Source organism: Sphingomonas sp. AOB5, from assembly GCF_029433115.1.
Taxonomy (GTDB): Bacteria; Pseudomonadota; Alphaproteobacteria; order Sphingomonadales; family Sphingomonadaceae; genus Sphingomonas.
The window spans coordinates 101048-124577 of record NZ_JARNTV010000006.1 but is presented as its reverse complement, the minus strand read 5'-3'; the positions used below and the strand labels follow the sequence as shown (position 1 = coordinate 124577).

Genomic DNA, 23530 nt, shown 5'->3' with positions numbered 1-23530 from the left:
GAAGCCGCGGTGTGGCTGCATGGCGCCGCGGCGCGTGCGGCCGGGCCTGCTTTCATCGCCGATACGCTGATCGGCCATATTCCCCGGGTGCTTTCCGAATGTCTGTGAGTGATGATCTGGTCGTCCGTGTCGCGGCGCGGGGCGATGGCGTCACCGCCGATGGTCGACATGTGGCGATGGCGGCGCCGGGCGACCGGTTGACCCCCGAGGGAACGCTCATCCCCGGACCCAGCCACCAGACGCCGCCATGCAAGCATTTTCCCGAATGTGGCGGGTGCCAGCTCCAGCATCTCGACGATGCGGCGTGGAGCGGCTTCATCGCCGACCGGATCGCGGGCGCGCTGGGCCAGCACAGGATCGAGACCGAGATCCGGGCGCCATTGCTGTCGCCCGCGAAGACGCGGCGGCGCGCGACCTTGCATGCCGAGCGGCGCGGGCGGCAGGTGCATCTGGGCTTTACCGAGGCGAGCAGCCACAAGCTGATCGATCTGGACGAATGCCATGTGCTGCACCCCGATCTGTTCGCGATGATCGGGCCGATGCGCGGGCTGCTGGCGGCGATGATGCCGGGATCGCGCCGGGTGAACGTGCACATGACGCTGACCGATCAGGGGCGCGACGTGCTGATCGACGGGCTGGAAGCCGAGGGGCTGGCGGCGGCCGAGGCGCTGACCGGGTTTGCGCGGCGGCACAAGCTGGCGCGGCTGGCGATGGATGAGGGCTTCGGCCCGGTGCCGCGCTGGGAGCCCGAGCCGGTGACGATCACGCTTGGTGGCGTGCCGGTGCCGTTTCCGGGGGGGAGCTTCCTGCAGGCGACGCTGGAAGGCGAGGCGGCGCTGGTGGCGGCGATGCAGGAGGCTGTTGGCGATGCCGGGACGGTCGCGGACCTGTTCGCGGGGCTGGGAACCTTCACCTTCGCCTTCCCCAAGGCCAAGGTCTATGCGGCCGAGGCGGCGCGCGATCCGATCATGTCGCTGAAGGCCGCGGCGGGGATGGCGCGGCGCCAGGTGTTCGCAGACCATCGCGACCTGTTCCGCCGGCCGGTTTCGACGAAAGACCTCGACAATTTCGCCGCGGTGGTGATCGATCCGCCGCGTGCCGGGGCGAAAGAGCAGGTGGCCGAGCTGGCGGCATCTCAGGTGCCGGTGATCGGATTTGTTTCGTGTAATCCCAGTACCTTTGCACGCGATACGGAGATTTTGTGCAAAGGTGGATATCGGTTGGACTGGATTCAGCCGGTGGGGCAGTTCCGCTGGTCTACGCATGTCGAGCTGGCGGCGAAGTTTTCGCGTCAGGGGTAATCGGCTCTCACGAAATACAGGCCGTCCGAAGGCGCGTTGAGGCCGAGGGCGGCGCGGTCTCGGGCTTCGAGGGCTGACGTCATGTCGTCGGGGGTCCATTTGCCCTGGCCTACGAGGCTGAGGCACCCCACCATAGAGCGGACCTGGTGGTGCAGGAACGAGCGGGCCGAGGCGTAGACGCTGATGCGGTCGCCGGTGCGGACCACGTCGAGGCGGTCGAGCGTGCGCAGCGGGCTGTCGGCCTGGCAATGGACCGAGCGGAAGGTGGTGAAGTCGTGACGTCCCACCAGCCGCTGCGCCGCTTCGTGCATGGCGTCGGCGTCGAGCTCGTTGGCGATGCGCCAGGCGAGGCCCTTTTCGAAGGTGAGCGGCGCGCGGCGCTGGACGATGCGGTATTCGTAATGGCGGGCGAGGCACGAGAAGCGGGCGTGCCAGTCGTCCGGGACGATCTCGCACGCGTTGATCGCCACCGGATCGGGGCGGATGCGGGCGTTGAGCGCTTCCATCAGGCGGAAGGGGGCGATGTCCTTCGCGATCTCGGTATGCGCGCGCATCGCGAGGGCGTGGACGCCGGCATCGGTGCGGCCCGCGGCGTGGACGAGCGCATCCTCGCCGGTGATGGCGTGGAGCGCGTCCTCGATCGACTGTTGGACGCTGGGGCCATGATCCTGATGCTGCCAGCCCATGAAGGGGCGGCCGTCATACTCGATGGTGAGGGCGAAGCGGGTCAAAGCTGGGTTCCGGCGGGAATCGGGAAGCCGCGAAGCAGCTCCTGTGACGTCATGGCGCCGCGGCCTGCGCGCTGGACGAGAGAGGGGCGGATGGCGCCGGTGGCGCAGGCGATGGTGAGCGCCTCGTCGAGCGTCATGCCGGGCTGGCCGGGGGCGTCGAGGATCTGGGCAGCATGGACGCGGAAGCGTTCGCCGTTCAGTTCGAAAAAGGCGCCGGGAGCTGGGTTGAAGGCGCGGATCTGGCGTTCGACCTGTTCGGCGGGCTGGGCGAAGTCGAGACGGGCTTCGGCCTTGTCGATCTTGGGGGCGTAAGTGACGCCACCCTCGGGCTGCATAACCGCAGGATAGGCATCCAGATCGGCCAGAACCTGCACCATCAGCGCCGCACCCATCGCGCTGAGTTCGTCGGTCAGTTCGCCCGCCGTCTTGCCGCCGATCGGCGTGCGCCCTTCGAGGCGGACGGGGCCGGTGTCGAGGCCGGCTTCCATCTGCATGATGCCGACGCCTGTCTCCGTGTCTCCGGCGAGGATCGCGCGCTGGATCGGGGCGGCGCCGCGCCAGCGGGGGAGGAGCGAGGCGTGGACGTTGAGGCAGCCGTGTTTTGGCGCCTCCAGCACGGCGACGGGCAGGATCAGGCCATAAGCGGCGACCACCGCCACATCGGCGTTGTGGGCAGCGAAGGTCGCGATCGCGTCCGGCTCCTTGCGGAACGAGAGCGGCGTGTGGACCGGGATGCCGAGGGCTTCGGCGCGGGCATGGACCGGGGAGGGGGTTAGCGCCTTGCCGCGGCGGCCGCCTGCGCGCGGCGGCTGGCTGTACGCCGCCACGACGTCATGCCCCGCATCCACCAGTGCCTGAAGCACCGGCACCGAAAATTCCGGGGTTCCCATGAAGATGATCCGCATGGGGGTGCCCATAGCCATAATCGTCATCCCAGCGAAAGCTGGGATCTTTGGCGGCGTCTTTCCACCACCTCTTGAGACCCCAGCTTTCGCTGGGGTGACGACTGCAGGAGCGGTTTCCTTTTCGTTCCGCCATCGCTATCTCCCCTCGCATGGCATCCCCCGAGATCGAAGCGCTCACACAGGCCCTGTCGCGGCTGCCGGGCCTTGGGCCTCGTTCGGCACGACGCGCGGTGCTGCATCTGCTCAAGAAGCGCGAGACGGCGCTCGATCCTCTGCTGGCGGCGCTAGGGCAGGTCAGCCAGAAGCTGAGCACCTGCGGAACCTGTGGCAATGTCGATACCACCGATCCCTGCGCGATCTGCGCCGATCCGCGGCGCGATGCGCGGTCGCTGTGCGTGGTGGAGGAAGTGGCGGATTTGTGGGCGCTGGATCGCTCGCGGCTGTTCCCGGGGCGGTTCCACGTGCTGGGCGGCAAGCTCTCCGCGCTGGAAGGCGTGCGGCCGGAGGATCTGGCGATCGACAGTCTCGTCCGGCGGATCGCGGCCGGCGGGATCGACGAAGTGGTGCTGGCGATGAACGCCACGCTGGAGGGCCAGACCACCGCGCATTACATCGCCGAGCGGATCGAGACCTATCCGGTGCGCGTCACCCAGCTTGCGCACGGCCTGCCGGTGGGCGGCGAACTGGATTATCTGGACGAAGGCACGCTGGCCCAGGCGCTGCGCGCGCGGCGGCCGGTCGCCTAGGAGATTTCCCTTCCTTGCGGGGAAGGCCGGTCGCGACTAAATCCCCCGCATGGCTTTGTTACCTATCCTCGAAGTGCCGGATCCCCGGCTGCGTACCGTTTCCTCGCCCGTCGAGACGGTGGACGACGAACTGCGCGCGCTGATCGACGATATGTTCGACACGATGTACGACGCGCCGGGCATCGGGCTGGCGGCGATCCAGGTGGGTGTGCCCAAGCGGCTGATCGTGATGGACCTTCAGGAGAAGGAAGACGAGGAAGGCAAGCCGATCCGCGAGCCGCGCGTCTTCATCAATCCCGAGATCCTCGATCCGGCCGAGGAACAGTCGGTCTATACCGAAGGCTGCCTGTCGGTGCCGGACCAATATGCCGATGTCGAGCGTCCCGCGCGCTGCCGCGTGAAGTGGATGGACGAGAAGGGCGAGGCCCATGACGAGCTGTTCGAGGGCCTGCTCGCCACCTGCATCCAGCACGAGATGGATCATCTGGAGGGGATCGTGTTCATCGATCACCTGTCGCGGCTGAAGCGCGACATGATCATGAAGAAGCTAAACAAGGCGCGCAAAGCGGCCTGATTCCGCTGCCGCGGTCAGCCGATCGCGGCCAGCGCCTTCGCATGATCCGCGATGATCGCGCGCGTCGACGTGTCGCTGTCATAGACGCCGTACCAGCCCTGCGGCTCGTGCGGTGGATCGCCCAGCCACGCGGTGTCGCCAGAGCGGAAGCGATGGTCGCCATGTACCGCGCGGCCTTCGCCATTCCATGACCAGAAATTGCTGCCCGCAACCGGGCCGTCTTTCTGCGCACTGTTCAGGACGGCGGCATAAATCTGCTTGTAATAGAGATCCTTGAACGCCGTGCTTGCCTGCGGATCGTAACCGCCGCCGTCGCGCGTATAGCCGAATTCCTCGATCACCAGCGGCTTGCCCATCTGGCGCGCGAGCGTCTCGTGCTGCTCGAGATATTCGGCGACCTTCGCGGCGCCGGCGGCATGGGTGCCGGGCAGGTCCTTCGCATCGACCCAGCTCCAGTTGAGCGGCCAGATATGCGCGGTGAGATAGTCGATCTCGGGCCAGGCGTGCGCCGCGCGGAGTACCTCCATGCTCTCGACCGAGCCTTTCAGCCCCTCGCTGCCTGTCGACACGAGATGATCGGGAGAAAGCGACTTGATCAGCTTCGCGGTGCTGCGGATCCAGCGATTATAGGCAGGGCCGAGCTGCGCGGCGATCAGTGCATCGCCGCCGGGTCGCGGCTCGTTGGCGAGCTGCCATGCCATGATCGTCGGATCGCCGGCATGGCGCGCGACGATATAGCGGACCCAGTCGTGATAGAGTGCGACCGCCTCGTCCTGGGCATAGAATTGCGCGGTCATGTTCGGGAATTCCGGCCATGGGTGCGCGGGATCGTTCATGTCGATGAACTTCCCGCCATTCACCCAGGAGAGATAGGTCATCATCCCGCCCGACCATTCCCAGAAATTGGTCAGGTACAGCACCGCGTGCATCCCGCGCTGCTTCATCTCGGCCAGGGTGTAGTCGAGACCGGCGAGCAGATCGGGGTTCCATGCCTTGCCGCTGGTGCGGAAGGCGGGCTTGACCGAGTTTTTGAGCGGCGAATCCTCGGCTCCGGCGGCGATCCGCAAATTGGTGATGCCCATGCCGGCCAGTGTGTCGAGCTCGCGGCGCAGGCGGTCGCGATCGCCATAGGCTGCAGGGGCGCCGAGCCAGGGCAGGTACCAGAGGTTCGCACCGGCGAAGCGATAGGGCTTGCCGTTCAGGGTGAAGGTGGCGCCGGAGCGGCGGATGAAGGGATCGGGCGTGGCGGCGGTGGCACGTGAAGCAGTCAACGTTGTCGCAACGGCTGCTGCACTCGTCAGGATCGACCTTCTGGTGACCATTTCATCCTCCCCGATTTCGGCTTTGGGCGGGAGGATAGCGCGCTCTACGGCTTTGGGAAGCGCGATCGCGCCTAGGCTTCGGGCAGGCCGAGCGCCTCGACGATCCGGCAATCCGCGATGGTGCCGCGGCTGCATTGCGAGAGCAGGCGCGACAATTCCTCGCCCAGCGCCTGAAGATCGGCGATCTTGCGCTGCACATCCGCGAGATGCGCGCGGGCAAGCGCATCGACGGTGGCGCAGGACTGGTCCCGGCGATCGGCGAGGTCGAGCAGCGCGCGCACCTGCCCGAGCGGGAAGCCGAGATCGCGGGCACGGCGGATGAAGGACAGGCGGCCAGCCTCCGCCGCACTATAGGCGCGATAATTGCCGGCGGTCCGATCCGGCTTGGGCAGCAGGCCGATCCGTTCGTAATAGCGGATCGTCTCAACATTGGTGCCGGTCAACCTGCCCAGTTCGCCGATCGTGTGCGCCATGCAATCGCCCTTGTCCGTGTTCAGTGCCCGCCGAACCGCAGTCGTACGCCGCCGTTCAGCGTGAACCCTTCCAGCGGACCCCAGGCTTCGACCGTCCACCGGCCGTCGCGTGCGCGCGCTGGAAGGACCAGCGGATCGTAGCGGGTCTGGCGGACGTTGAGGAGATTCTCCGCGTTGATGAACAGGCTGACCTTGCCGAAGCTGATCTCGCCCAGCATGCCGAGTTCGACATAGGGGCGGCTGCGCGAGCGGTACGGATTGTCCTCGAGCGACTGCGGGCCGGTATAATAGGCCTCGATCCCGATCCGCCCGCGGCCATGCCGTTCCCACATCACGACCATCCCGGCGGTATTGCGCGGGGTGACCGGCAGCTGCCGGCGTCCGGCGCCCGCGGGATCGGGTTCGCTCGCCGCGATATGGACATAGCTGCCGGTGGCGGTGAAGCCGCGCCAGCGATAGCGCAGCAGGAACTCCGCGCCAGCGGTGCGGGTGACGCCGCGAAGGTTGAACAGTTCGACCGCCGGGCCGCTGAGGTTGCCGGTGTCGCGAAGGCGGACCGCATCGTGGAGGCGCGAGCCGAACAGCGCGATATTGGCTTCGAGCGGCCCTGCCTTGTAGCCGATATCGAACGACGCGGTTTCGACGGTTTCGGCGCGCAGACCGGAGAGCGGCGCCAGACGCGACAGCCCCGCCGCGTCGATCTCGGCTACGAAAGGCGTCGGCGCATAGAAGCCGCGCCCGATCGAGGCGCGCATGGTCAGTTTGCCCGGATTGTAGAGCGCCGATACGCGCGGGCTGAAATGGGTGCCGTAGCGATTGTGGAAATCGAACCGCGCGCTGCCGGACAGGGTCAGCACATCCAGCGCGCGATGTTCCACCTGTGCGAAGACGGCGGGAACGCTGTAGCTGTAATCGAACGCGGGGAAGGTGCGGGAGCGGTACGCGTCGCCCTGGAACGCGATCCCCGCGACCCATGGGGTGCGATCCGATCCGCCCGACAATGCGCCTTCGGTGAAGAGCGTGCGATGCCGGTCGCGTTCGATCGAGATGCCGAAGCGGTGCACATGGCGCTGCTCCATTCCCGATGCCCGCAACTGTATCGTCCCGATGCCTTCCACCGCGACCTTGCCGACCAGTCCGGCGTCGAACCGGTCGGTATCCTGCGCCTGCACGAAAGGCTGGCCGCCGGGCAGTATTGCGCCGGACAGGGTGCCGCCGGTGCGCTTCTCGGTCATCGCGCCCGCGGTGAGATAGAGGCTGTTGCCGCCATCATCTTCCCAGAACAGCCGCGACCGCCCGGTCCAGCGATCATAGGCGGGCATGTCGATCCAGCCGTCCGAATCGAGGTCCTGGCTGCTCTGGCGGTGGTATCCACCGACCAGCGAACCGCTCCAGTCACCGCCGAACGGTGTGGCGGCATAGGCGGTCAGGTCCTGCCCGTCGCGGCTGGTGATATTCGCGAGGAACTCGGCCTGCGGTTCGGCACCCGGGCGCCGTGAGACGAGGTTGATGACTCCGCCGAGTGCCGAAGGGCCGTACAGCGCCGATGCTGCACCCTTGATGACCTCCACCTGGCCGAGATCGGTCGGCGGGATCTGGAGCAGGCCGAACGACGCCTGACTGCCATAGAGCGGAAGGCCATCGGCGAGCAGCGAGGTGTAGCGGCCGTTCATTCCCTGCATACGGATGTTGGACGCGCCGAGCGCAGGCGCGGTGACCTGAACGCGAACGCCGCCGGTTTCCGCGACGAGCATCGAGATGTTGCCCGGCGTCATCAGCAGTTTTTCTTCGATTTCCTCGCGTCCGATAACCTCGACGCGGATCGGTTCGTCCTGCACGCGGCGGCCGGACCGGGTCGCCTGGACGACAATCTCCTCGGATTCCTCTTCGGCTTCCGTGGCGTCCTGTGCGTGTGCGGGAGAGATTTCAGCGCCGGTCGCAAGCAGCGCGGCGAGGGCGAGAGCAGCGGTGCGCTTTGGCTTCGGGTCGGGATTCTTCGACATGCGGGGCGCTATGCAGGCCGTAGTAACTACGGGGTCAAGCGCCGATTGCGGCGAATGGGGAAACGCCGCCGGCCAAGGGGGCTGGGCCGGCGGCGCCTTCGTCGGAACTCAGTCGAAAAGTTCCTCGAAGAAGGATTTCTTCCGCTTGTGCTTGTAGTGATCGCCGTAATGCGGGTGGCGATCGTCGTACTGCGGTTGCCGGTCATAGGACGGCTGGCGATCATATTGCTGCGGCGGGGGTGCCGCCGGAGCCGGAGCGGGCGCCATCTGGGCCGCGCTCCGTTCCATGATCTTGTCCAGTTCGCCGCGATCCAGCCAGATGCCCCGGCAGGTGGGGCAATGATCGATCTCGATCCCCTGGCGATCCATCGCGACGAGCTTGGTGCCGTCGACCGGGCAGGTGAAGTTGCCGGTCATGGTTTTAGTCCTCCTGCTGACCGAACAGGCTCAGCAGTAGCTGGAACATGTTGATCAGGTTCAGATAGAGCGACAGCGCGCCCATGATCGCCATCTTGTCCATCGACTCATGGCCGGCATAGGCGATGTACTCGCTCTTCAGGCGCTGCGTGTCCCAGGCGGTGAGGCCCGCGAACACCAGCACACCCACCGCCGAGACGACGATCTGAAGCGTCGACGAGCCGATGAAGATGTTGATCAGGCTGACGCCGATCACCGCGAGCAGGCCGATGAACAGGAAGTTGCCCAGACCGGTCAGGTTACGGTTCGTGGTGTAGCCCCACAGGCTCAGGCCTAGGAACATCGCCGAGGCGGCGAAGAAGGCGCTGGCGATGCTGGTGGCGGTATAGACCACGAAGATCGCGGCCATCGACACGCCCATCACCGCGGCGAAGGCATAGAAGGCGAACTGCGCGCCGGCGGTGGTCATCTTCTCGATCCGGAACTGGAAGAAGAAGATGAAGGCGAGCGGGGCGAACATCGCCACCCACTTCAGCGGCGTGCCGAAGATGAGCGCGAGCGCGGCCGGCGAGCTGGCGATGCCCATCGAGACGAGCGCCGTGACCAGCAGGCCGATACCCATGTTCCGGTAGATGCCGAGCATGTGCTTGCGCAGGCCCTCGTCGAAACGGGCCTGCGCGCCGGCGGCGGCATTGCGGTTGAAGTGGGAAAGGTTTTCCATTTTGACTCCTATGCGCTGCGCGCGCGGGCAACCGCGACACGCATCACGCGTCTCATATCGCTTGCATCGGGGAAGTGCCGGAACAGGCGGTCCTTGATCGCAAGGCGCTCCTTCTTGAGCCGCTTCAGCCGGAGCTGATCGGGGAGACGACGCGAAAGCTCGCGGCGGATCTCGCGGTTCAGGATCTGGTGCGCCGCAACCAGGCGCTGGATCAGGTCACTCATACTAGCCACTCCATCGATTGTTCATCGATCGAGCCGGTTCGGTGGTGAGGAGGTTTTCGGGCCTTGGGAGCCAAAACGAACCATGCACCGAGCTTGCTCGATGCGGTCCGACATCACGACGCTTCAGGTGAAGCAGCCGCCAGAGGGGCCCGGTCCCGCAGGAATCAAACTAGGGGGAGGGTGTTAAAGTTTCAAGACCCTGTCAGGAAGCTGTCGCGGGAAAGGGAAATTTCAAGGCTTCGGGGCTCCGCGAAAATCCTCACCCGGAGGGGGAGGGGGACCGCGAAGCGGTGGAGGGGGACGCCACAGGCGACGGCGCTCGTGGCGTTCCCCCTCCGTCAGCCTTCGGCTGCCACCTCCCCCTCTGGGGGAGGATTTGTCATTCTAGGCGAAATCGATGATGTGTCGGACAACGGCGTCCAGATCGGCGAGGATCTCGCGCGCTGGAATGCGCAGGGTTCGGACCCGTTTCCGCGCGAGCCAATCGTCACGCGCTTCGTCGCGTTGCGGGCGGTCGCCGCGATCATGCGCCTCGCCATCGATTTCGACGCAGAGGCGGACGGTGTCGCAGTAGAAATCGAGGATATAGGGTCCGGCGGGGTGTTGGCGGCGGAACTTCAAGCCGCCGGGACGCTTGCGGAGCGCTTGCCATAGCAACACCTCCGGCAGCGTCATCCCGGCGCGGAGTTTCTTGGCCTTCTGGATCGTCGGTCGGGGTCCACTCAGCTGCATCGCTTCCCCCTCCGTCAGCTTCGCTGCCACCTCCCCCTCCGGGGGAGGATTTTTACGCGTCCCGCAACCCCACGCCCATCGAGGCTCGGGCCTGGTCCGCTTCCGATGACACCACCGGATAGGCGCAGTAATCCGCGGCGTAGAAGGCGCTGGGGCGGTGGTTGCCGGACCAGCCGACGCCGCCGAACGGGGCCGAGCTGGATGCACCGTTGGTCGGGCGGTTCCAGTTGACGATGCCGGCGCGGATATTGGCCCAGAACTGGTCGTAGAGCTTGGGGTCCTGGCTCACGAGGCTGGCCGAGAGGCCGTAGCGGGTGTTGTTCGCCTCGACGATCGCTTCTTCGAACGTATCCTTGCGATAGACCTGCAGGATCGGGCCGAACAGCTCGACATCGGGGGCTTCCCGCGCGCCGGTCATGTCGATCAGGCCGGGGGTCAGGAACGGACGGCCCTCGATCGGGCGCTCCATGTGGCGCAGCGGGCGGCCGCCCATGGTGGAGAGCGTCAGGAAGCTCTCGGTCAGCATGTCGGCGGTGTCGTTGTCGATCACCGGCCCCATGAAGGGCTGGGGATCGGCATGGGGTTCGCCGATGATCAGGCGGCCGACCAGCTTGTTTACTTCGATCATCAGCGGCTCATAGAGCTTCTGGTCGACGATCAGGCGGCGCGCGGCGGTGCATCGCTGGCCCGCGGTGGTGAAAGCCGACTGCACGATCAGGACCGCGGCCGAATAGAGATCGGGCGTGTTCCACACGATGATCGGATTGTTGCCGCCCATTTCGAGCGCGAGGATCTTTTCCGGGCGCGTGGCGAACTGGCGATTGAGCGCGATTCCGGTGTTTGCGGAACCGGTGAACAGCAGCCCGTCGATATCGGGATGGCTGGCGAGCGCCTTGCCTTCGTCCGGGCCGCCGATCAGCAGACGGACACAACCTTCGGGAATGCCCGCGGCGTGATAGCAATCGATCAGGAACGCGCCGCTGGCCGGCGTCTTTTCCGAGGGCTTGAAGATCACCGCATTGCCCGCGAGCAGGGCGGGGACGATGTGGCCGTTGGGCAGATGCGCCGGGAAATTATAGGGGCCGAGCACCGCGAGCACGCCATGCGGCTTGTGACGCAGGGCGACGCGGGTGTTCATCGGCGCTTCGATGCGGGTCTGGCCGGTGCGCTGCGAATAGGCGGCGATCGAGATATCGACCTTGGCGATGACGCTCTCGACCTCGGTGCGGGCTTCCCAGATCGGCTTGCCGGTCTCACGCGCGAGCAGGTCGGTGAAAGCGTCCGACTTCTGCCGCACCACATTGGCGAAGCGGCGCAGTGCTTCGACCCGATAGGCGAAGGGCCGTGCGGCCCATTCGGCCCAGCTGCGGCGTGCATGCGCGACTTCGGTGTCGGCATCGCCGGCACGTTGACGCCACAGGACGGCGCCGGTCGCGGGTTCGGTCGAGAAGATTTCCTGGCCGGGCATTCGGTTCTGGTATTCGGCTTTCAGAGGTAGTTGCGGGCTATTGCACCAAAACGAAACGATACGCCACACCCCCAAAACGGGGATTTAGGCGAGTGCCTCTCCCATGCGCCGGATCGCCGCGACCTTGTCGTGGAGCGGACCCCAGTCGTCGCGTTCGTCGATGGCGGACCAGATCGCTTCGACTTCCTCGATGTGCATCGAGCAGGGTTGGGCGTCCGACCAATAGGGATGGTCGCGGGTTCGCGCCGGCACGAAATCCGCGATCAGGCGGCGGATTTCGTCGAATGCCGGGCCTTCGGGTGCGTTGCCGCCGAAGCTTTCGAAGAAGAAGCGGTCGATCGGCATTTTCGTCTCGCGCAATGTGCCGTCGATTGCGAGGACCAGTGCGGCGGGATTGGCCAGCGGCGTGGGGGCGAGGCCCAGGCGACGCAGCATCGCGGCGGTCAGCGCGGTCTCATAGGCATCGGGGAAGCTGTCGAGCGCGGCGATCAGCGGCGCTTCGTCGCTGACCAGCCGCAGGGCCGCGGCAAGCTGCATCACATTCCAGTATAGCGCCTCGGGCTGGCGGCCGAAGGAATAGAGGCCGGCATGATCGAAATAGGCGGCGGTGAAGCCGGGGTCCCATTCGGGGGTGAAGCGCCATGGGCCGTAATCGAAACTCTCGCCGGTGATGTTGATATTATCGGTATTGAGCACGCCATGGACGAAACCGGCGACCATGTAGCTGGCGGCCAGGTCGGCGCAGCGTGTGATGGCGCCTTGGAGGAGTTCGACCGGACCACCTTCGCTGCCATGGAGATTGGCGAGGACATAGGCGACCAGCGCTCGCATCGACTCCGCGTCCTTCTCGTACGCCAGCCGCTGGAACACGCCGATGCGGACATGGCTGTGGCTGAGCCGGACCAGCACCGCGGAGCGGGTGGGGGAGGGCTCGTCGCCACGATGGAGCGCTTCGCCGGTTTCGATCAGCGAGAAACTCTTCGAGGTGTTCACGCCGAGTGCCTGAAGCATTTCGGTGGCGAGGATTTCGCGCACGCCGCCTTTCAGGGTCAGGCGGCCATCGCCGAAGCGGCTGTAGGGCGTCTGGCCCGATCCCTTGGTGCCGAAATCCATCAGCCGGCCCGCTTCGTCGCGCATCTGGGCGAACAGGAAGCCGCGGCCGTCGCCGATATCCGGATTGTACGAGCGGAACTGATGACCGTGATAACGCAGCGCCAGTGGGCGGGGCAGGCTGCCCTCGAATGGCTGGAAACGGCCGAAATGCGCGATCCATTGCGCGTCGGTCAGGGTTTCGAGGCCGACCGTCGCCGCCGCGCGGTCATTACGGAAGCGCAGGATCGTCTGGGGAAAATCGGCCGGGGCGACCGGATCGTAAAACGGATCGCCCAGAGTGAGGATCGCCTGTTGCGGAGAGAAGTGCATACAGCGATATGGGGAGCGATGGGCGAACGGCGCAACCTGAATGGCTATTCCGACGGATATTGGTGGTCCAAGGACGGACTGCGGCTGCATTATCGCGACTATCCGGGGCGCGAAGACCGGCCGCCGATAATCTGCTTCCCCGGCCTGACCCGCAACGTGCGCGACTATGAAGGACTGGCCGAGCGGCTGGCGGGCGAGTGGCGCGTGATCCTGGTCGAGTTTCGCGGGCGTGGCGAAAGCGCGTTCGCCAAGGACCCGATGACCTATGTCCCGCTGACCTATCTGCAGGACGTCGACGCGCTGATCGACGAACTGAAGATCGACAAGTTCGTGGCGGTGGGCACCTCGCTGGGCGGGATCGTGACGATGCTGATCGCGGCGACCGACGGCGCGAAGCTGGCGGGGGCGGTGCTCAACGATGTCGGCCCGGATCTGGAACCCGGCGGGCTGGCGCGGATCCGCACCTATGTCGGCAAGGCGGTGCAGCACCCGACCTGGATGCACGCGGCGCGGGGCGTTCAGGAGGGGAATGCGGACGTCTATCCCGGTTTCGGGGTCGAGGACTGGCTGAAGATGGCCAAGCGGCTGTACCGGCTGAACAGCTCGGGCCGGATCGTGCTGGATTACGATATGAAGATCGCCGAGCCATTCCGCGTGCCGGGCAACGAGGCGGGGCCGGACATGTGGCCGACGCTGGACGGGCTGAAGGGCAAGCCGCTGCTGGTCGTCCGCGGCGCGCGATCGGATATCCTGAGCGCGGCGACCGCGGACAAGATGATCGCGCGGGTCCCCGGATCGGCGCTGGTGACGGTAGCGGATACCGGCCACGCGCCGACGCTGGAGGAGCCTGAGGTGGTGAAGGCGATCGACAAGTTGCTGGCCAAGGTGGCGAAACCGAAGACTGTCGCCTAAAGCACCCCGCCACGATGCCCATTCACATCCTTCACCTCCATTCGACCTTCAACCTTGGCGGTAAGGAAGCGCGTGCCGTCCGGCTGATGAACGCGTTCGGCGACCGGGCGCGGCATACCATCGTTTCGGCGATGCCGGACCAGCTTGCCGCGCGCGATGCGATCGACAAGGGTATCAAGTACGAAGTCGCGCAGGATCCGCCGCCGCTGACCGGGCGGCCCTCGGTCAAGCGGTACGAGGATATCGCGCGCTACATGCGGCGCTTCGATCTGGTGCTGACCTATAATTGGGGCGCGATCGACGGGGCGATGGCTGCGCGCGTGTTCGGCAAGGGCGCGCCGCCGATCGTGCATCACGAGGACGGGTTCAACGCCGACGAGGCGACCCGGCTGAACCCGATGCGCAACATGTACCGCAAGATCGCGCTGAAGGCCGCGAACGCGCTGGTGGTGCCCTCGACCGTGCTGGAAGGCATTGCGAAACAGCATTGGGGCATCGGCGCCGACCGGCTGCGGCGCATCCCCAACGGCATCCGCACCGAGCTGTACGCGAAGAAGCCCGACCCCAAGGCGATCCCGGGGTTTGAGAAGAAGCCCGGCGAGACGGTGATCGGCACGCTGGCGGGGCTGCGTCCGGTGAAGGACCTGCCGCTGCTGGTGACGGCGGTGGCCGGCATGAGTTCGCGGATGAAGCTGGTGATCGTCGGCGAGGGGCCGGAGCGGGCCGCCATCGAAGCGACGGTGAAGGCGATGGCATTGGAAGGCAAGGTGCTGATGCCCGGATTCCTGCCCGATCCGCATCGCTATGTCGGGCTGTTCGACATCTTCGCGCTGACTTCGCTGAGCGAGCAGGCGCCGATTTCGGTGATCGAGGCGATGGCGGCGGGGCTGCCGGTGGTTGCCTCCACCGTAGGGGATATTCCGCAGATGGTGGCGGAGGAAAATCGCAAGTATCTTTCGCCCGAGCGCAGCGCCGTGCTGTTCCGCGACCGCATCGAGGTACTGGCGCAGCATCCCGACGGGGCGAAGCATGTCGGCAAGGCGAACCAGGAGCGCGCTCGCGCGTTGTTCGGCGAAGCCGATATGATCCGCGCCTATGCGGCGCTCTATGGCGAGGCGATGGGCAGGCCGGGAATCCTCGGCTGACGTTAAACTGCTCGATTCCCAGCGCCGATGCGTCTAGCGTCGCGCGCGTTTTAGGTTGGAGGAACTGTGTTCAAGGGTCTTAAGCCCATCATGTACGGCGGCCGCGAGGTTTGGCCGCTGGTCGAGGGCGGCAAGGGCGTCGCAGCGACCAACCATGCCAGCGCCGGCGCCTGGGCTGCCGCGGGCGGCATCGGCACGGTCAGCGCGGTCAACGCCGACAGCTATGACGCCGAGGGCAAGATCATCCCGCAGATCTACCACGCGCTCACCCGCCGCGAGCGGCATGAGGAACTGGTCCAGTACGCGATCGAAGGCGCAGTCCAGCAGGTCAAGAAGGCATTCGAGATCGCCAATGGCAAGGGCGCGATCAACATCAACGTGCTGTGGGAAATGGGCGGCGCGCAGCGGGTGCTGCACGGCGTTCTGGAGCGGACGCGCGGGATGGTGACCGGAGTCACCTGCGGCGCGGGCATGCCCTACAAGCTTTCCGAGATCGCGGCGTCGTACAACGTCAACTATCTGCCCATCGTCAGCTCCGGCCGCGCTTTCCGCGCGCTGTGGAAGCGTGCCTATTCGAAGGCTGCGGAATGGCTGGCGGCGGTGGTTTATGAGGATCCGTGGCTGGCAGGCGGGCATAACGGCCTGTCCAATGCCGAGGACCCGCTGAAGCCGCAGGATCCCTATCCGCGCGTCAAGGAACTGCGCGACGTGATGCGCGAAGGCGGCATTCCGGACAGCGTGCCGATCGTGATGGCCGGCGGCGTCTGGTATCTGCGCGACTGGAACGACTGGATCGACAATCCGGAGCTGGGCCAGATCGTCTTCCAGTTTGGCACGCGTCCGCTGCTGACACAGGAAAGCCCGATCCCGAACGGCTGGAAGGACAAGCTGACCCAGATCGAGGAAGGCGAAGTGCTGCTGCACCGTTTCTCGCCGACGGGCTTCTATTCCAGCGCGGTCAAGAACCCGTTCCTGCGCAGCCTGGAAGCGCGCAGCGAACGCCAGATCGCCTATTCGACCGAGCATGCGGGGGATCACACCTTCCAGCTCGACGTGGGCGTGAAGGGCAAGAATTTCTGGGTGACCCGCAACGACCTGCTGCGCGCGCGCGAATGGTATGGCCTGGGCTTCACCACCGCGTTGAAGACGCCGGACAACACGCTGGTGTTCGAGACGCCCAGCGAAGTCGACATCATCCGCAAGGACCAGAAGGACTGCATGGGCTGCCTCAGCCAGTGCGCTTTCTCAAGCTGGGCGGACACCGAGACCAACTCGACCGGTCGCCTGGCCGATCCGCGCAGCTTCTGCATCCAGAAGACGTTGCAGGACATCGCCCATGGCGGCCCGACCGACGAGAATCTGATGTTCGCGGGCCATGCGGCTTACAACTTCAAGCGCGATCCCTTCTATTCGAACGGGTTCGTGCCAACGGTGAAGCAGCTGGTCGACCGCATCCTGACCGGCGACTGATCCCGAACTTCGGAAACGCGCGGCCTCCGCAGGGCGGGGGCCGATCGCGCCATTTCGGCATGGATGCCCGCTAGCCGCCAGCACAGGCGCTGCTATCTTCCGGAGGCTTTTTCCGGGGGATTTCTTATGCCTGCTCCGCAAGGTCCGACGCAGACCAACCTTGCCCACGCGATGGGGCTGGCAATGCAGAATGCGGTCAATCAGCAGAATCAGTCGGCGATACTTTCCCAGGCGGCCACGACCCAGTGCGTGATGTCGATGCTTTCGCTCGACTCCGCGGCGATCGCGCTGGGCGCGGTCAGGAAATGAGGTCGCGGCTGGTTCCGGCGTGAACCTCCAGACAGGGGAGATCGGTTTTATGAGCGACAGCAGCAGCATAGTACCCACCAACGAGTTGCTTGAGGCCGCCATGGCGAATGCGCTGGGGCTGGCGATGTACAATGCCGTCCTTGCCCAGCAGCAGAGCATGGTCGTGCGTCAGGCAGCTACCGCGATGGTATGCAGTGCGATCGTGACGCAGAATGCGACCGCCGGGGCAGTCACCAAGCCGCCGTCTACTCCTGCTGCGCCCGCTCCAACTACCCCGCCGCAAGCGGAGGAGCAGGTTGCGAAGAAGGGCGATCCGGCGGCCGCGGCTCCGAAGTCGCTCGCCGCTGCGATCGACGCGGTCGGCATGCCGCAGGCCGATTTCAACAGCATCAACGGCAAGGCCTATCAGTTCGTGGCGCTGTCGGTTGCGCTCGCGGTGCAGGATGCCGCTGATTATCTGCGCAGCGTCACCACCATCGCTGCCACTGCCAGCGGCGTGGCGCTGGCCAATATCACGAGCGAGGACTTGCTCCCGGAAGGCGAACTGATCGGGGCGGGATATACGCAGGCGGCAGTCGCGGCGGCGATCCTCAACCTGGACATGGTCGGCGGGGCAGCGGCAAATATACTTGAACGCTTCCCGCAATATGACGCGCCGCCCACGGGGGCGTGACTGCGGGCTAGAGCGATTCCAAGGTAGCGCAGACCACGGCCAGCGCGAAGAAGCCGGCGGCAACGATCCAGGTAACCGCCTGGGTTGTCGGGCCGTCCGGCTGGTTTACAGCTGACGGGAGCGATGCGATCGGGGCAGGTTGAGTCCTGTGCTCCTGTGGAGCGCGCACCTGACTGGCTGCGAAGCTGTCGTTTGCGGCTTTCAGCAGCGCGGTGAAGTTCAGCCGCTCGATCAGGCGGACGCCGAACGCCTTGCCATTCACCCAGACGGCGCGGCCGACCAGCACGAGCGAGGCCTTGCGGATCTCGATATAGTCGCCGGGCCTGGGCGGGCTGCTGCCGAGCAGCAGCATGCCATGGGGCGAGATGTTGCGGATGGTGACGTCGGACCAGTGATCGCGGCCGCGCATCTGGGCCATGACGATCACGGGCTGTCTCGATTCACGCGGCTGCATGACGTCACCCCCAGCGGAATTGCTAAGGGGAACTACTGAGCTTCAATTCTTACCGGGTTCTTGCCGGGGGTGGTTAACCGGATCCGAATTTCTCCGATCCGGAGCAGATCTGCGCCGGAATCAACGTAAACGCGTCAGATCCAGCCTTCGAGCACCTGATCGGGTGGGCGATCCCCGCCGGCCCAGACGCGGACGTTCAGGATCACCTTGGCACCCATCGCGTCGCGCGCCTCGAACGTCGCCGAGCCGAGATGGGGGAGGACGATGACATTCTCCAGCGCGGTCAGGCGCGGATCGACCGCGGGTTCGCCGACATAGACGTCGAGCCCGGCGCCCGCGATCCGTCCGCTTTCCAGCGCGTTGGCCAGCGCTTCGGGATCGACGATCTCGCCGCGCGCGGTGTTGATCAGCCAGCCATTAACCCCGAGCAGATCGAGGCGGCGGGCGTCGATCAGATATTCGGTGGCATCGGTATGCGGCGTGTGGATCGTCAGGATATCGACCGTCTCGAGCATCGTGTCGAGATCGGGATGCCAGGTGGCACCGAGCTGGGCCTCCAACACCTCGGGAACGCGGTGGCGGCCGTGATAGTGGATCTGCAGACCGAAGGCGCGCGCGCGGGCGGCTACGGCCTGTCCGATGCGGCCGAGGCCGAGGATGCCCAGCTTCTTCCCGCCGATGCGGTGGCCGCGCATGCCGGTCGGCTTCCAGCCGGTCCATTCGCCCGCGCGGACCAGCTTGTCGCCTTCGACCAGACGGCGCGGCGCGGCTAGGATCAGCGCCATCGCGATGTCCGCGGTATCCTCGCTCAGCACGCCGGGCGTGTTGGTGACGACGATGCCGCGCGCATGCGCCGCCTTCAGGTCGATATGATCGACGCCTGCGCCGTAATTGGCGATCAGCTTCAGCCGCTCGCCGGCACCTGCGATCAGTTCGGCGTCGATCGTGTCGGTTACGGTGGGGACGAACACATCCGTGTCTGCCATGGCCGTGGCCAGCGCCTCGCGGTTCATCGCGACGTCATCGCGGTTCAGCGAAACCTCGAACAGTTCGCTCATCCGCGCCTCGACCGATTCGGGCAAAGCCCGGGTGACGGTGACCTTGGGGTGCGAAGGGCGTGCCGAATGTGCCATTGCGGGCGGATTGGCCTCCTGCGAGGTCGCAGTCAACGGGTTGAAGCTGGCGGTGCGCTCGGGTTAGGGTTGCACTGCAGTATTTTGCGAGGGGGTCGCATGCGTTTGTGGAGCTGGATCATACTCGGCGCGGCTGCGCTGAGCCTGACCGTGCTCGACGCGGGCGAAGCTTGGGCACAGCGCAAGCCTCCCTATTTCGCGTCGATCGCCGCCGGCAAGGCGCGGATGCGCACCGGGCCGGGCCGCAACTATCCGGCAAGCTGGCTTTATCAGCGCGAGGACCTGCCGATCCGCGTGATCGACACCTATGGCGAATGGCGCAAGGTGCAGGATCCGGACGGCACCGAAGGCTGGATGCAGGTGAACCTGCTGAGCGACGCGCGCACCGCGATGGTGGTCGGCCGTATCGCCGAGCTTCGCGCCCAGCCGCAATTCGGCGCGCGGGTAACCTGGCGCGCGGCGCCCGGCGTGGTCGGGCGGATCAGCCGGTGCCGTCAGGGCTGGTGCTATTTCGACGTGCGCGGCCGTGGCGGCTATGTCGAGCAGAGCCATATCTGGGGGACCGACCCCAATGAAGTGGTGCCCTGAGCCTCAGCGGAACTGGTCGGCGAATTCCTTCACGAAGGCGACGCCCTCGGTATAGCTTTCGATTGGCCAGTCCCGGCCTTTGCCGTCGCAGATGACCGGCGCCATCACCCAATCGAGATAGCCGCGATACATCTCGCCCAGCGGGAAGCTGCTGTTGAGCTCTTCGCGATTCCAGTTCCGCATTGCGGAACCCATCTGCGAACTTTTGCGCGCTCCGCAATCGAAGGCGAAGGTCAGGCTCCAGTAATTGCCCGGTTGCCCCTGCCAGGCGATGATCGCGCGATAGGGGCGGGGGTTGCCCGCGCGCGGCTCGCTGACCAGCACGAGGATGTCGCGGTTCTCGCGGTCGGTCGCCATCGTCGGGTACATGGCGGTGACGGCCTGCGCGGCGGCGGGGCTGGTCGAAGCGAGCGTGACAGCGGCAATTGCAACAAAGGCAAGGCGCATCGGCATTTCCCCCGGAATGCTGGTGGTTACACCTCATCTTTAATGCAGATTTGCGTCAGGTCCACTCGGTTGGCCAGCGCATGATTTGCCAAGTGCGGGCGGGGCGCTAAGCCGGGCGCATGACCTTGATCGACATTCTCAAATGGTCTGCCTCGATCAGCGGCGTCACCGCGGCGCTGATGGTGTCGCTCGATCTCGGGCGGCGGGTGACCGGATGGGGGTTCGTGCTGTTCCTCTTTTCCAGCCTGTGCTGGATCGCAGGCGCGATGATGTCGAGCGACGAAGCGCTATGGTCGCAGAACCTGGCGCTGTTCGCGATCAATATGTTCGGCGTCTATCGATATCTGATCCGCAAGAAGAAGCCGAAGCCCGATGGTGCCTGACTGGATCTGGCCGGTCTTCCTCGGCGTGCTCGGCGCGGTGTTCGGCAGCTTTATCGCGACGATCGCGATCCGCTGGCCGCAGGAACGCTCGTCGGCTGGGATGAACCGCTCCGAATGCGATAGCTGCGGGCAGACGTTGCGCGGTTGGGAACTGGTGCCGCTGCTGAGTTTCGCAGCGCTTCGCGGGCGGTGCGCGCGGTGCCGGGCGCCGATCCAGGTGAGCCATGTGATCACCGAATTGCTGGGGCTGAGCATCGGGGTTTCCGCGGGACTGATGGCGCCGGGACCGGAAGGGGCGGCGGGCGCGGTGTTCGGCTGGCTGTTGCTGGCGCTGGGGGCGCTCGATCTGGCGGCCTTCTGGCTGCCCAATCTGTTCACCGGAGCCTTGGCGGCGACGGGGATCATGACCGCGTTCTCCGGCTTCGCGCCGCCGGTCGAGGAGCGGCTGATCGGCGGTATTGCGGGCTTCGCGACGCTGATGGCGGTGGCCGCCGCCTATCGCGGATGGCGCGGGCGCGAGGGGTTGGGCGGGGGCGATCCCAAGCTGTTCGGCGCGATCGGGCTGTGGCTGGGCTGGCAGTCGCTGCCGCTCGTGCTGCTGGCGGCGTGCATGCTGGGTCTGGGCGCGGTCGCCGCTTTGAGGCTTGGCGGAAAGCCGCTGGGCATGCAGGATCGGCTGCCGCTGGGTGTGATGCTGGCAGCGGCGGCATGGGTGACCTGGCTAGCACAGGCATATGAGAGGATGGCTTGATGCGGGATATTCTCGAGCGGCAGCGCAAGGCGTTCATGGCCGAACTGCCCGTGCCGCTGGACGTGCGCCGCGACCGGCTGAAGCGCGCCATTGCGATGGTGAGCGATCACGCCGCACGCTTCTGCGACGCGCTGAGCGAGGATTTCGGGCATCGCAGCCGCGAGCAATCGATGATCACCGATATCGCTGCGTCGGTCGGACCGCTGAAGCATGCGATGAAGCATATGGCACGCTGGGCGAAGGCGGAGCGCAAGCCGCTGATGTTCCCGCTGGGTCTGCTCGGCGCGAAGGGCAGCATCGAATATCAGCCCAAGGGCGTGGTGGGGATCATCGCGCCGTGGAATTTCCCGGTGAACCTGGTGATGAGCCCGCTGGCCGGCGTGTTCGCGGCGGGCAACCGGGCGATGGTGAAGACCAGCGAATATACGCCGGTGGTGGCCGCTCTGTTCGAGGAATTGGCCAGCCATTATTTCGCGGTGGAGGAACTGGCGTTCGTCAGCGGCGGACCGGACGTGGGCAAGGCGTTCGCCGAGCTGCCGTTCGATCACCTGCTGTTCACCGGCGCTACCGGCATCGGCAAGCATATCCTGCATGCCGCGGCCGATAATCTGACGCCGGTGACGCTCGAACTGGGCGGCAAGTCGCCGGTGATCGTCGGGCGCAGCGCCGATATCGCCCAGACGACCGAGCGCGTCGTGCTGGGCAAGATGATGAATGCCGGCCAGATCTGCCTGGCGCCGGACTACATGCTGGTGCCGGCGGAGAAGGAGGACGAGGTGATCGCGGGTCTGAAGGCCGCGGCGTCGACCCTTTATCCCTCGATCCTGGCCAATCCGGATTACACCTCGGTCATCAACGACCGGCATTATCAGCGCCTGACCACGTGGATCGACGATGCCCGCGCGCGCGGCGCGGAAGTGATCGCGGTCAATCCGGCGAACGAGGATTTCACCACCTCCAACTCGCGCAAGATGCCGCTGCACATCATCCGCGGCGCGACCGATGACATGACGGTGATGCAGGAGGAGATTTTCGGGCCGATCCTGCCGGTGCGTCGCTACGACACGGTCGAAAGCGCGGTGGAGGAAGTGAACCGGCGGGATCGTCCGCTGGCGCTCTATTATTTCGGCAAGGATGCGAACGAGCGGCGGCACGTGCTCGACCGGACGATTTCGGGCGGTGTCACCACCGACGATGTGATCTTCCATGTGAGCATGGAGGAACTGCCGTTCGGCGGGATCGGACCGTCGGGCATGGGCGCCTATCATGGCGAGTTCGGGTTCAGGACCTTCAGCCATGCGCGCAGCGTCTATCGCCAGCCGCGAATCGACGTGGCGAAGCTGGCCGGGCTGAAGCCGCCCTATGGCGCAGCGACTCGCAAGGCGATCGCGCGGCAGATGAAGGGCTGATCCTCTCCGGGGAAGTGAGCGCCGGACGGAGACGGGAGAGGGGGATGTCTCACGTCCGGCGCTCCCCGATTCGTCCTCCTATGGGGGAGGTGGAGGACGAAAAAAAATGGCCGCCCCGGAGGGCGGCCTTTGAAAGGTTTAGGAGAGGATGCCTGAAAGGCCCGATCTTTGTGCGCCGCAGCAGATGATTCCGCAATTGCGTAGTGTTACCGGTAGCATTGCAATTTTTGCAATCGTACGTTGCATTCGGTGGATTTCCCTCCGCGCGACTGGGAATTGGTGGATTCCGGGCCGCGCGTTGCATTGCCGTCCGCCCCGTACCACGGTGAAAAAATGACCACGCTGAAGCTCGACCAGTTCCTGCCCTATCGCATGTCGATCGCGTCCAACGCCGTGTCGGACGCCATCGCGACCGCCTATCGCGCGCTGTTCGACCTGAAGATCTCCGAATGGCGGCTGGTGGCGGTGCTGGCCGAAGACGGGGCGATGAGCCAGCAGGCGCTTTGCGGGCGCACGCGGATGGACAAGGTGACGGTCAGCCGCGCGGCGATCGCGCTGGCGGAGCGCGGACTGGTCGAGCGCACCCCCAATCCGGAGGATCAGCGATCGCATCTGCTGGCGCTGAGCAAGCCGGGCTGGTCGCTGTACGAGCAGGTCGCGCCCAAGGCGCTGGAGCTGGAACGGCGGATCTTCGAGGGGATCGACGCTACGGAACTGGCGCGTTTTCGCGACATGCTGGCCAGGATCGAGGCCGGCGTTGTCGCGCTCGATCCCTGAGTTCCGCAAACTATCGCGCCAAATGATGCACTTGGCGCAT

Annotated in this window: 27 protein-coding genes; 13 read left to right on the top strand and 14 right to left on the bottom strand. The window is 65.8% G+C overall.

Going from position 1 to position 23530, the window contains the following annotated elements; all coding sequences use genetic code 11:
• Nucleotides 1-98 precede the first annotated feature (98 nt).
• The gene (locus tag P1X14_RS04800; RefSeq protein WP_277314178.1) at nucleotides 99-1301 is read left to right on the top strand and encodes a class I SAM-dependent RNA methyltransferase; all 1203 of its coding nucleotides are present in this window, start codon (nucleotides 99-101) and stop codon (nucleotides 1299-1301) included.
• Here the strand turns inward: P1X14_RS04800 and truA are convergent.
• Together truA and fmt are read right to left on the bottom strand one after the other, a co-directional pair.
• Nucleotides 1292-2032: a tRNA pseudouridine(38-40) synthase TruA gene (gene truA, locus P1X14_RS04795; protein WP_277314177.1), complete on the bottom strand. Its 741-nt coding sequence runs from the start codon at nucleotides 2030-2032 to the stop codon at nucleotides 1292-1294. The genes P1X14_RS04800 and truA overlap by 10 nt on opposite strands.
• Nucleotides 2029-2937, bottom strand: a complete 909-nt coding sequence (gene fmt / locus P1X14_RS04790; protein ID WP_277314176.1) for a methionyl-tRNA formyltransferase — start codon at nucleotides 2935-2937, stop codon at nucleotides 2029-2031. Before fmt ends, truA begins: the two co-directional genes overlap by 4 nt.
• 149 nt (nucleotides 2938-3086) lie before the next feature.
• On the opposite strand from fmt, the gene recR reads away from it, so the two are divergent.
• Both recR and def read left to right on the top strand, forming a co-directional pair.
• Nucleotides 3087-3683: a recombination mediator RecR gene (gene recR, locus P1X14_RS04785; RefSeq protein ID WP_277314175.1), complete on the top strand. Its 597-nt coding sequence runs from the start codon at nucleotides 3087-3089 to the stop codon at nucleotides 3681-3683.
• A 49-nt stretch (nucleotides 3684-3732) separates the two neighbouring features.
• Entirely contained in the window at nucleotides 3733-4257 is a 525-nt protein-coding gene (gene def, locus P1X14_RS04780; RefSeq protein WP_277314174.1) for a peptide deformylase, read from the top strand.
• A 14-nt stretch (nucleotides 4258-4271) separates the two neighbouring features.
• Here the strand turns inward: def and P1X14_RS04775 are convergent, their stop codons facing one another.
• The 9 genes from P1X14_RS04775 to P1X14_RS04735 all read right to left on the bottom strand — a co-directional run bounded on the left by P1X14_RS04775 (nucleotide 4272) and on the right by P1X14_RS04735 (nucleotide 13039).
• Nucleotides 4272-5528, bottom strand: a complete 1257-nt coding sequence (locus P1X14_RS04775; protein ID WP_277314173.1) for a cellulase family glycosylhydrolase — start codon at nucleotides 5526-5528, stop codon at nucleotides 4272-4274.
• 122 nt (nucleotides 5529-5650) lie between these two features.
• A complete protein-coding gene (locus P1X14_RS04770; RefSeq protein ID WP_277314172.1) occupies nucleotides 5651-6052 on the bottom strand; it encodes a helix-turn-helix domain-containing protein in 402 nt (133 codons plus the stop codon).
• A gap of 20 nt (nucleotides 6053-6072) precedes the next feature.
• Nucleotides 6073-8055, bottom strand: a complete 1983-nt coding sequence (locus P1X14_RS04765) for a TonB-dependent receptor (protein WP_277314171.1) — start codon at nucleotides 8053-8055, stop codon at nucleotides 6073-6075.
• Between the two features lie 108 nt (nucleotides 8056-8163).
• Nucleotides 8164-8472 carry a zf-TFIIB domain-containing protein gene (locus P1X14_RS04760; RefSeq protein WP_277314170.1) on the bottom strand — a complete coding sequence of 103 codons (309 nt, stop codon included), beginning with the start codon at nucleotides 8470-8472 and terminating at the stop codon, nucleotides 8164-8166.
• Between the two features lie 4 nt (nucleotides 8473-8476).
• On the bottom strand, nucleotides 8477-9193 hold the full coding sequence (locus tag P1X14_RS04755; protein ID WP_277314169.1) for a Bax inhibitor-1/YccA family protein: 717 nt from the start codon (nucleotides 9191-9193) through the stop codon (nucleotides 8477-8479).
• 8 nt (nucleotides 9194-9201) lie between these two features.
• Nucleotides 9202-9417 (bottom strand): YdcH family protein, encoded by a 216-nt coding sequence (locus P1X14_RS04750; protein ID WP_277314168.1) that lies wholly within the window; start codon nucleotides 9415-9417, stop codon nucleotides 9202-9204.
• 384 nt (nucleotides 9418-9801) lie between these two features.
• Entirely contained in the window at nucleotides 9802-10179 is a 378-nt protein-coding gene (locus P1X14_RS04745) for an endonuclease domain-containing protein (protein ID WP_346770443.1), read from the bottom strand.
• A 22-nt stretch (nucleotides 10180-10201) separates the two neighbouring features.
• Nucleotides 10202-11617 carry a succinylglutamate-semialdehyde dehydrogenase gene (astD, locus tag P1X14_RS04740; protein ID WP_277314167.1) on the bottom strand — a complete coding sequence of 472 codons (1416 nt, stop codon included), beginning with the start codon at nucleotides 11615-11617 and terminating at the stop codon, nucleotides 10202-10204.
• An 84-nt stretch (nucleotides 11618-11701) separates the two neighbouring features.
• Nucleotides 11702-13039 carry a protein adenylyltransferase SelO family protein gene (locus P1X14_RS04735; protein ID WP_277314166.1) on the bottom strand — a complete coding sequence of 446 codons (1338 nt, stop codon included), beginning with the start codon at nucleotides 13037-13039 and terminating at the stop codon, nucleotides 11702-11704.
• A 36-nt stretch (nucleotides 13040-13075) separates the two neighbouring features.
• On the opposite strand from P1X14_RS04735, the gene P1X14_RS04730 reads away from it, so the two are divergent.
• The 5 genes from P1X14_RS04730 to P1X14_RS04710 all read left to right on the top strand — a co-directional run bounded on the left by P1X14_RS04730 (nucleotide 13076) and on the right by P1X14_RS04710 (nucleotide 17548).
• Entirely contained in the window at nucleotides 13076-13951 is an 876-nt protein-coding gene (locus P1X14_RS04730; RefSeq protein ID WP_277314181.1) for an alpha/beta hydrolase, read from the top strand.
• Nucleotides 13952-13965: 14 nt separating this feature from the next.
• Nucleotides 13966-15096: a glycosyltransferase family 4 protein gene (locus tag P1X14_RS04725; protein WP_277314165.1), complete on the top strand. Its 1131-nt coding sequence runs from the start codon at nucleotides 13966-13968 to the stop codon at nucleotides 15094-15096.
• A gap of 66 nt (nucleotides 15097-15162) precedes the next feature.
• Nucleotides 15163-16566 carry a nitronate monooxygenase gene (locus P1X14_RS04720; protein ID WP_277314164.1) on the top strand — a complete coding sequence of 468 codons (1404 nt, stop codon included), beginning with the start codon at nucleotides 15163-15165 and terminating at the stop codon, nucleotides 16564-16566.
• A gap of 126 nt (nucleotides 16567-16692) precedes the next feature.
• Nucleotides 16693-16875 carry a RebB family R body protein gene (locus P1X14_RS04715; RefSeq protein WP_277314163.1) on the top strand — a complete coding sequence of 61 codons (183 nt, stop codon included), beginning with the start codon at nucleotides 16693-16695 and terminating at the stop codon, nucleotides 16873-16875.
• Nucleotides 16876-16924: 49 nt separating this feature from the next.
• On the top strand, nucleotides 16925-17548 hold the full coding sequence (locus tag P1X14_RS04710) for a RebB family R body protein (RefSeq protein ID WP_277314162.1): 624 nt from the start codon (nucleotides 16925-16927) through the stop codon (nucleotides 17546-17548).
• Between the two features lie 7 nt (nucleotides 17549-17555).
• Here P1X14_RS04710 and P1X14_RS04705 read toward each other — a convergent pair whose 3' ends face one another.
• Together P1X14_RS04705 and P1X14_RS04700 are read right to left on the bottom strand one after the other, a co-directional pair.
• A complete protein-coding gene (locus P1X14_RS04705) occupies nucleotides 17556-17966 on the bottom strand; it encodes a hypothetical protein (RefSeq protein WP_277314161.1) in 411 nt (136 codons plus the stop codon).
• Nucleotides 17967-18136: 170 nt separating this feature from the next.
• The gene (locus tag P1X14_RS04700; protein WP_277314160.1) at nucleotides 18137-19135 is read right to left on the bottom strand and encodes a D-glycerate dehydrogenase; all 999 of its coding nucleotides are present in this window, start codon (nucleotides 19133-19135) and stop codon (nucleotides 18137-18139) included.
• 99 nt (nucleotides 19136-19234) lie between these two features.
• On the opposite strand from P1X14_RS04700, the gene P1X14_RS04695 reads away from it, so the two are divergent.
• Nucleotides 19235-19723, top strand: a complete 489-nt coding sequence (locus tag P1X14_RS04695) for an SH3 domain-containing protein (RefSeq protein WP_277314159.1) — start codon at nucleotides 19235-19237, stop codon at nucleotides 19721-19723.
• A gap of 3 nt (nucleotides 19724-19726) precedes the next feature.
• Here the strand turns inward: P1X14_RS04695 and P1X14_RS04690 are convergent, their stop codons facing one another.
• Entirely contained in the window at nucleotides 19727-20170 is a 444-nt protein-coding gene (locus P1X14_RS04690) for a hypothetical protein (RefSeq protein ID WP_277314158.1), read from the bottom strand.
• A 119-nt stretch (nucleotides 20171-20289) separates the two neighbouring features.
• Here P1X14_RS04690 and P1X14_RS04685 point away from each other — a divergent pair, with 119 nt between their 5' ends.
• The 4 genes from P1X14_RS04685 (at nucleotide 20290) to P1X14_RS04670 (ending at nucleotide 23490) form a co-directional block, all read left to right on the top strand.
• Nucleotides 20290-20553 (top strand): hypothetical protein, encoded by a 264-nt coding sequence (locus P1X14_RS04685; protein ID WP_277314157.1) that lies wholly within the window; start codon nucleotides 20290-20292, stop codon nucleotides 20551-20553.
• Complete coding sequence (locus tag P1X14_RS04680; RefSeq protein ID WP_277314156.1) at nucleotides 20543-21304, top strand: A24 family peptidase; 762 nt, start codon at nucleotides 20543-20545, stop codon at nucleotides 21302-21304. Before P1X14_RS04685 ends, P1X14_RS04680 begins: the two co-directional genes overlap by 11 nt.
• Nucleotides 21304-22713 (top strand): coniferyl aldehyde dehydrogenase, encoded by a 1410-nt coding sequence (locus tag P1X14_RS04675; protein ID WP_277314155.1) that lies wholly within the window; start codon nucleotides 21304-21306, stop codon nucleotides 22711-22713. The genes P1X14_RS04680 and P1X14_RS04675 overlap by 1 nt, the downstream gene beginning before the upstream one ends.
• 333 nt (nucleotides 22714-23046) lie before the next feature.
• Nucleotides 23047-23490 (top strand): MarR family transcriptional regulator, encoded by a 444-nt coding sequence (locus tag P1X14_RS04670; protein WP_277314154.1) that lies wholly within the window; start codon nucleotides 23047-23049, stop codon nucleotides 23488-23490.
• Nucleotides 23491-23530: the final 40 nt, after the last annotated feature.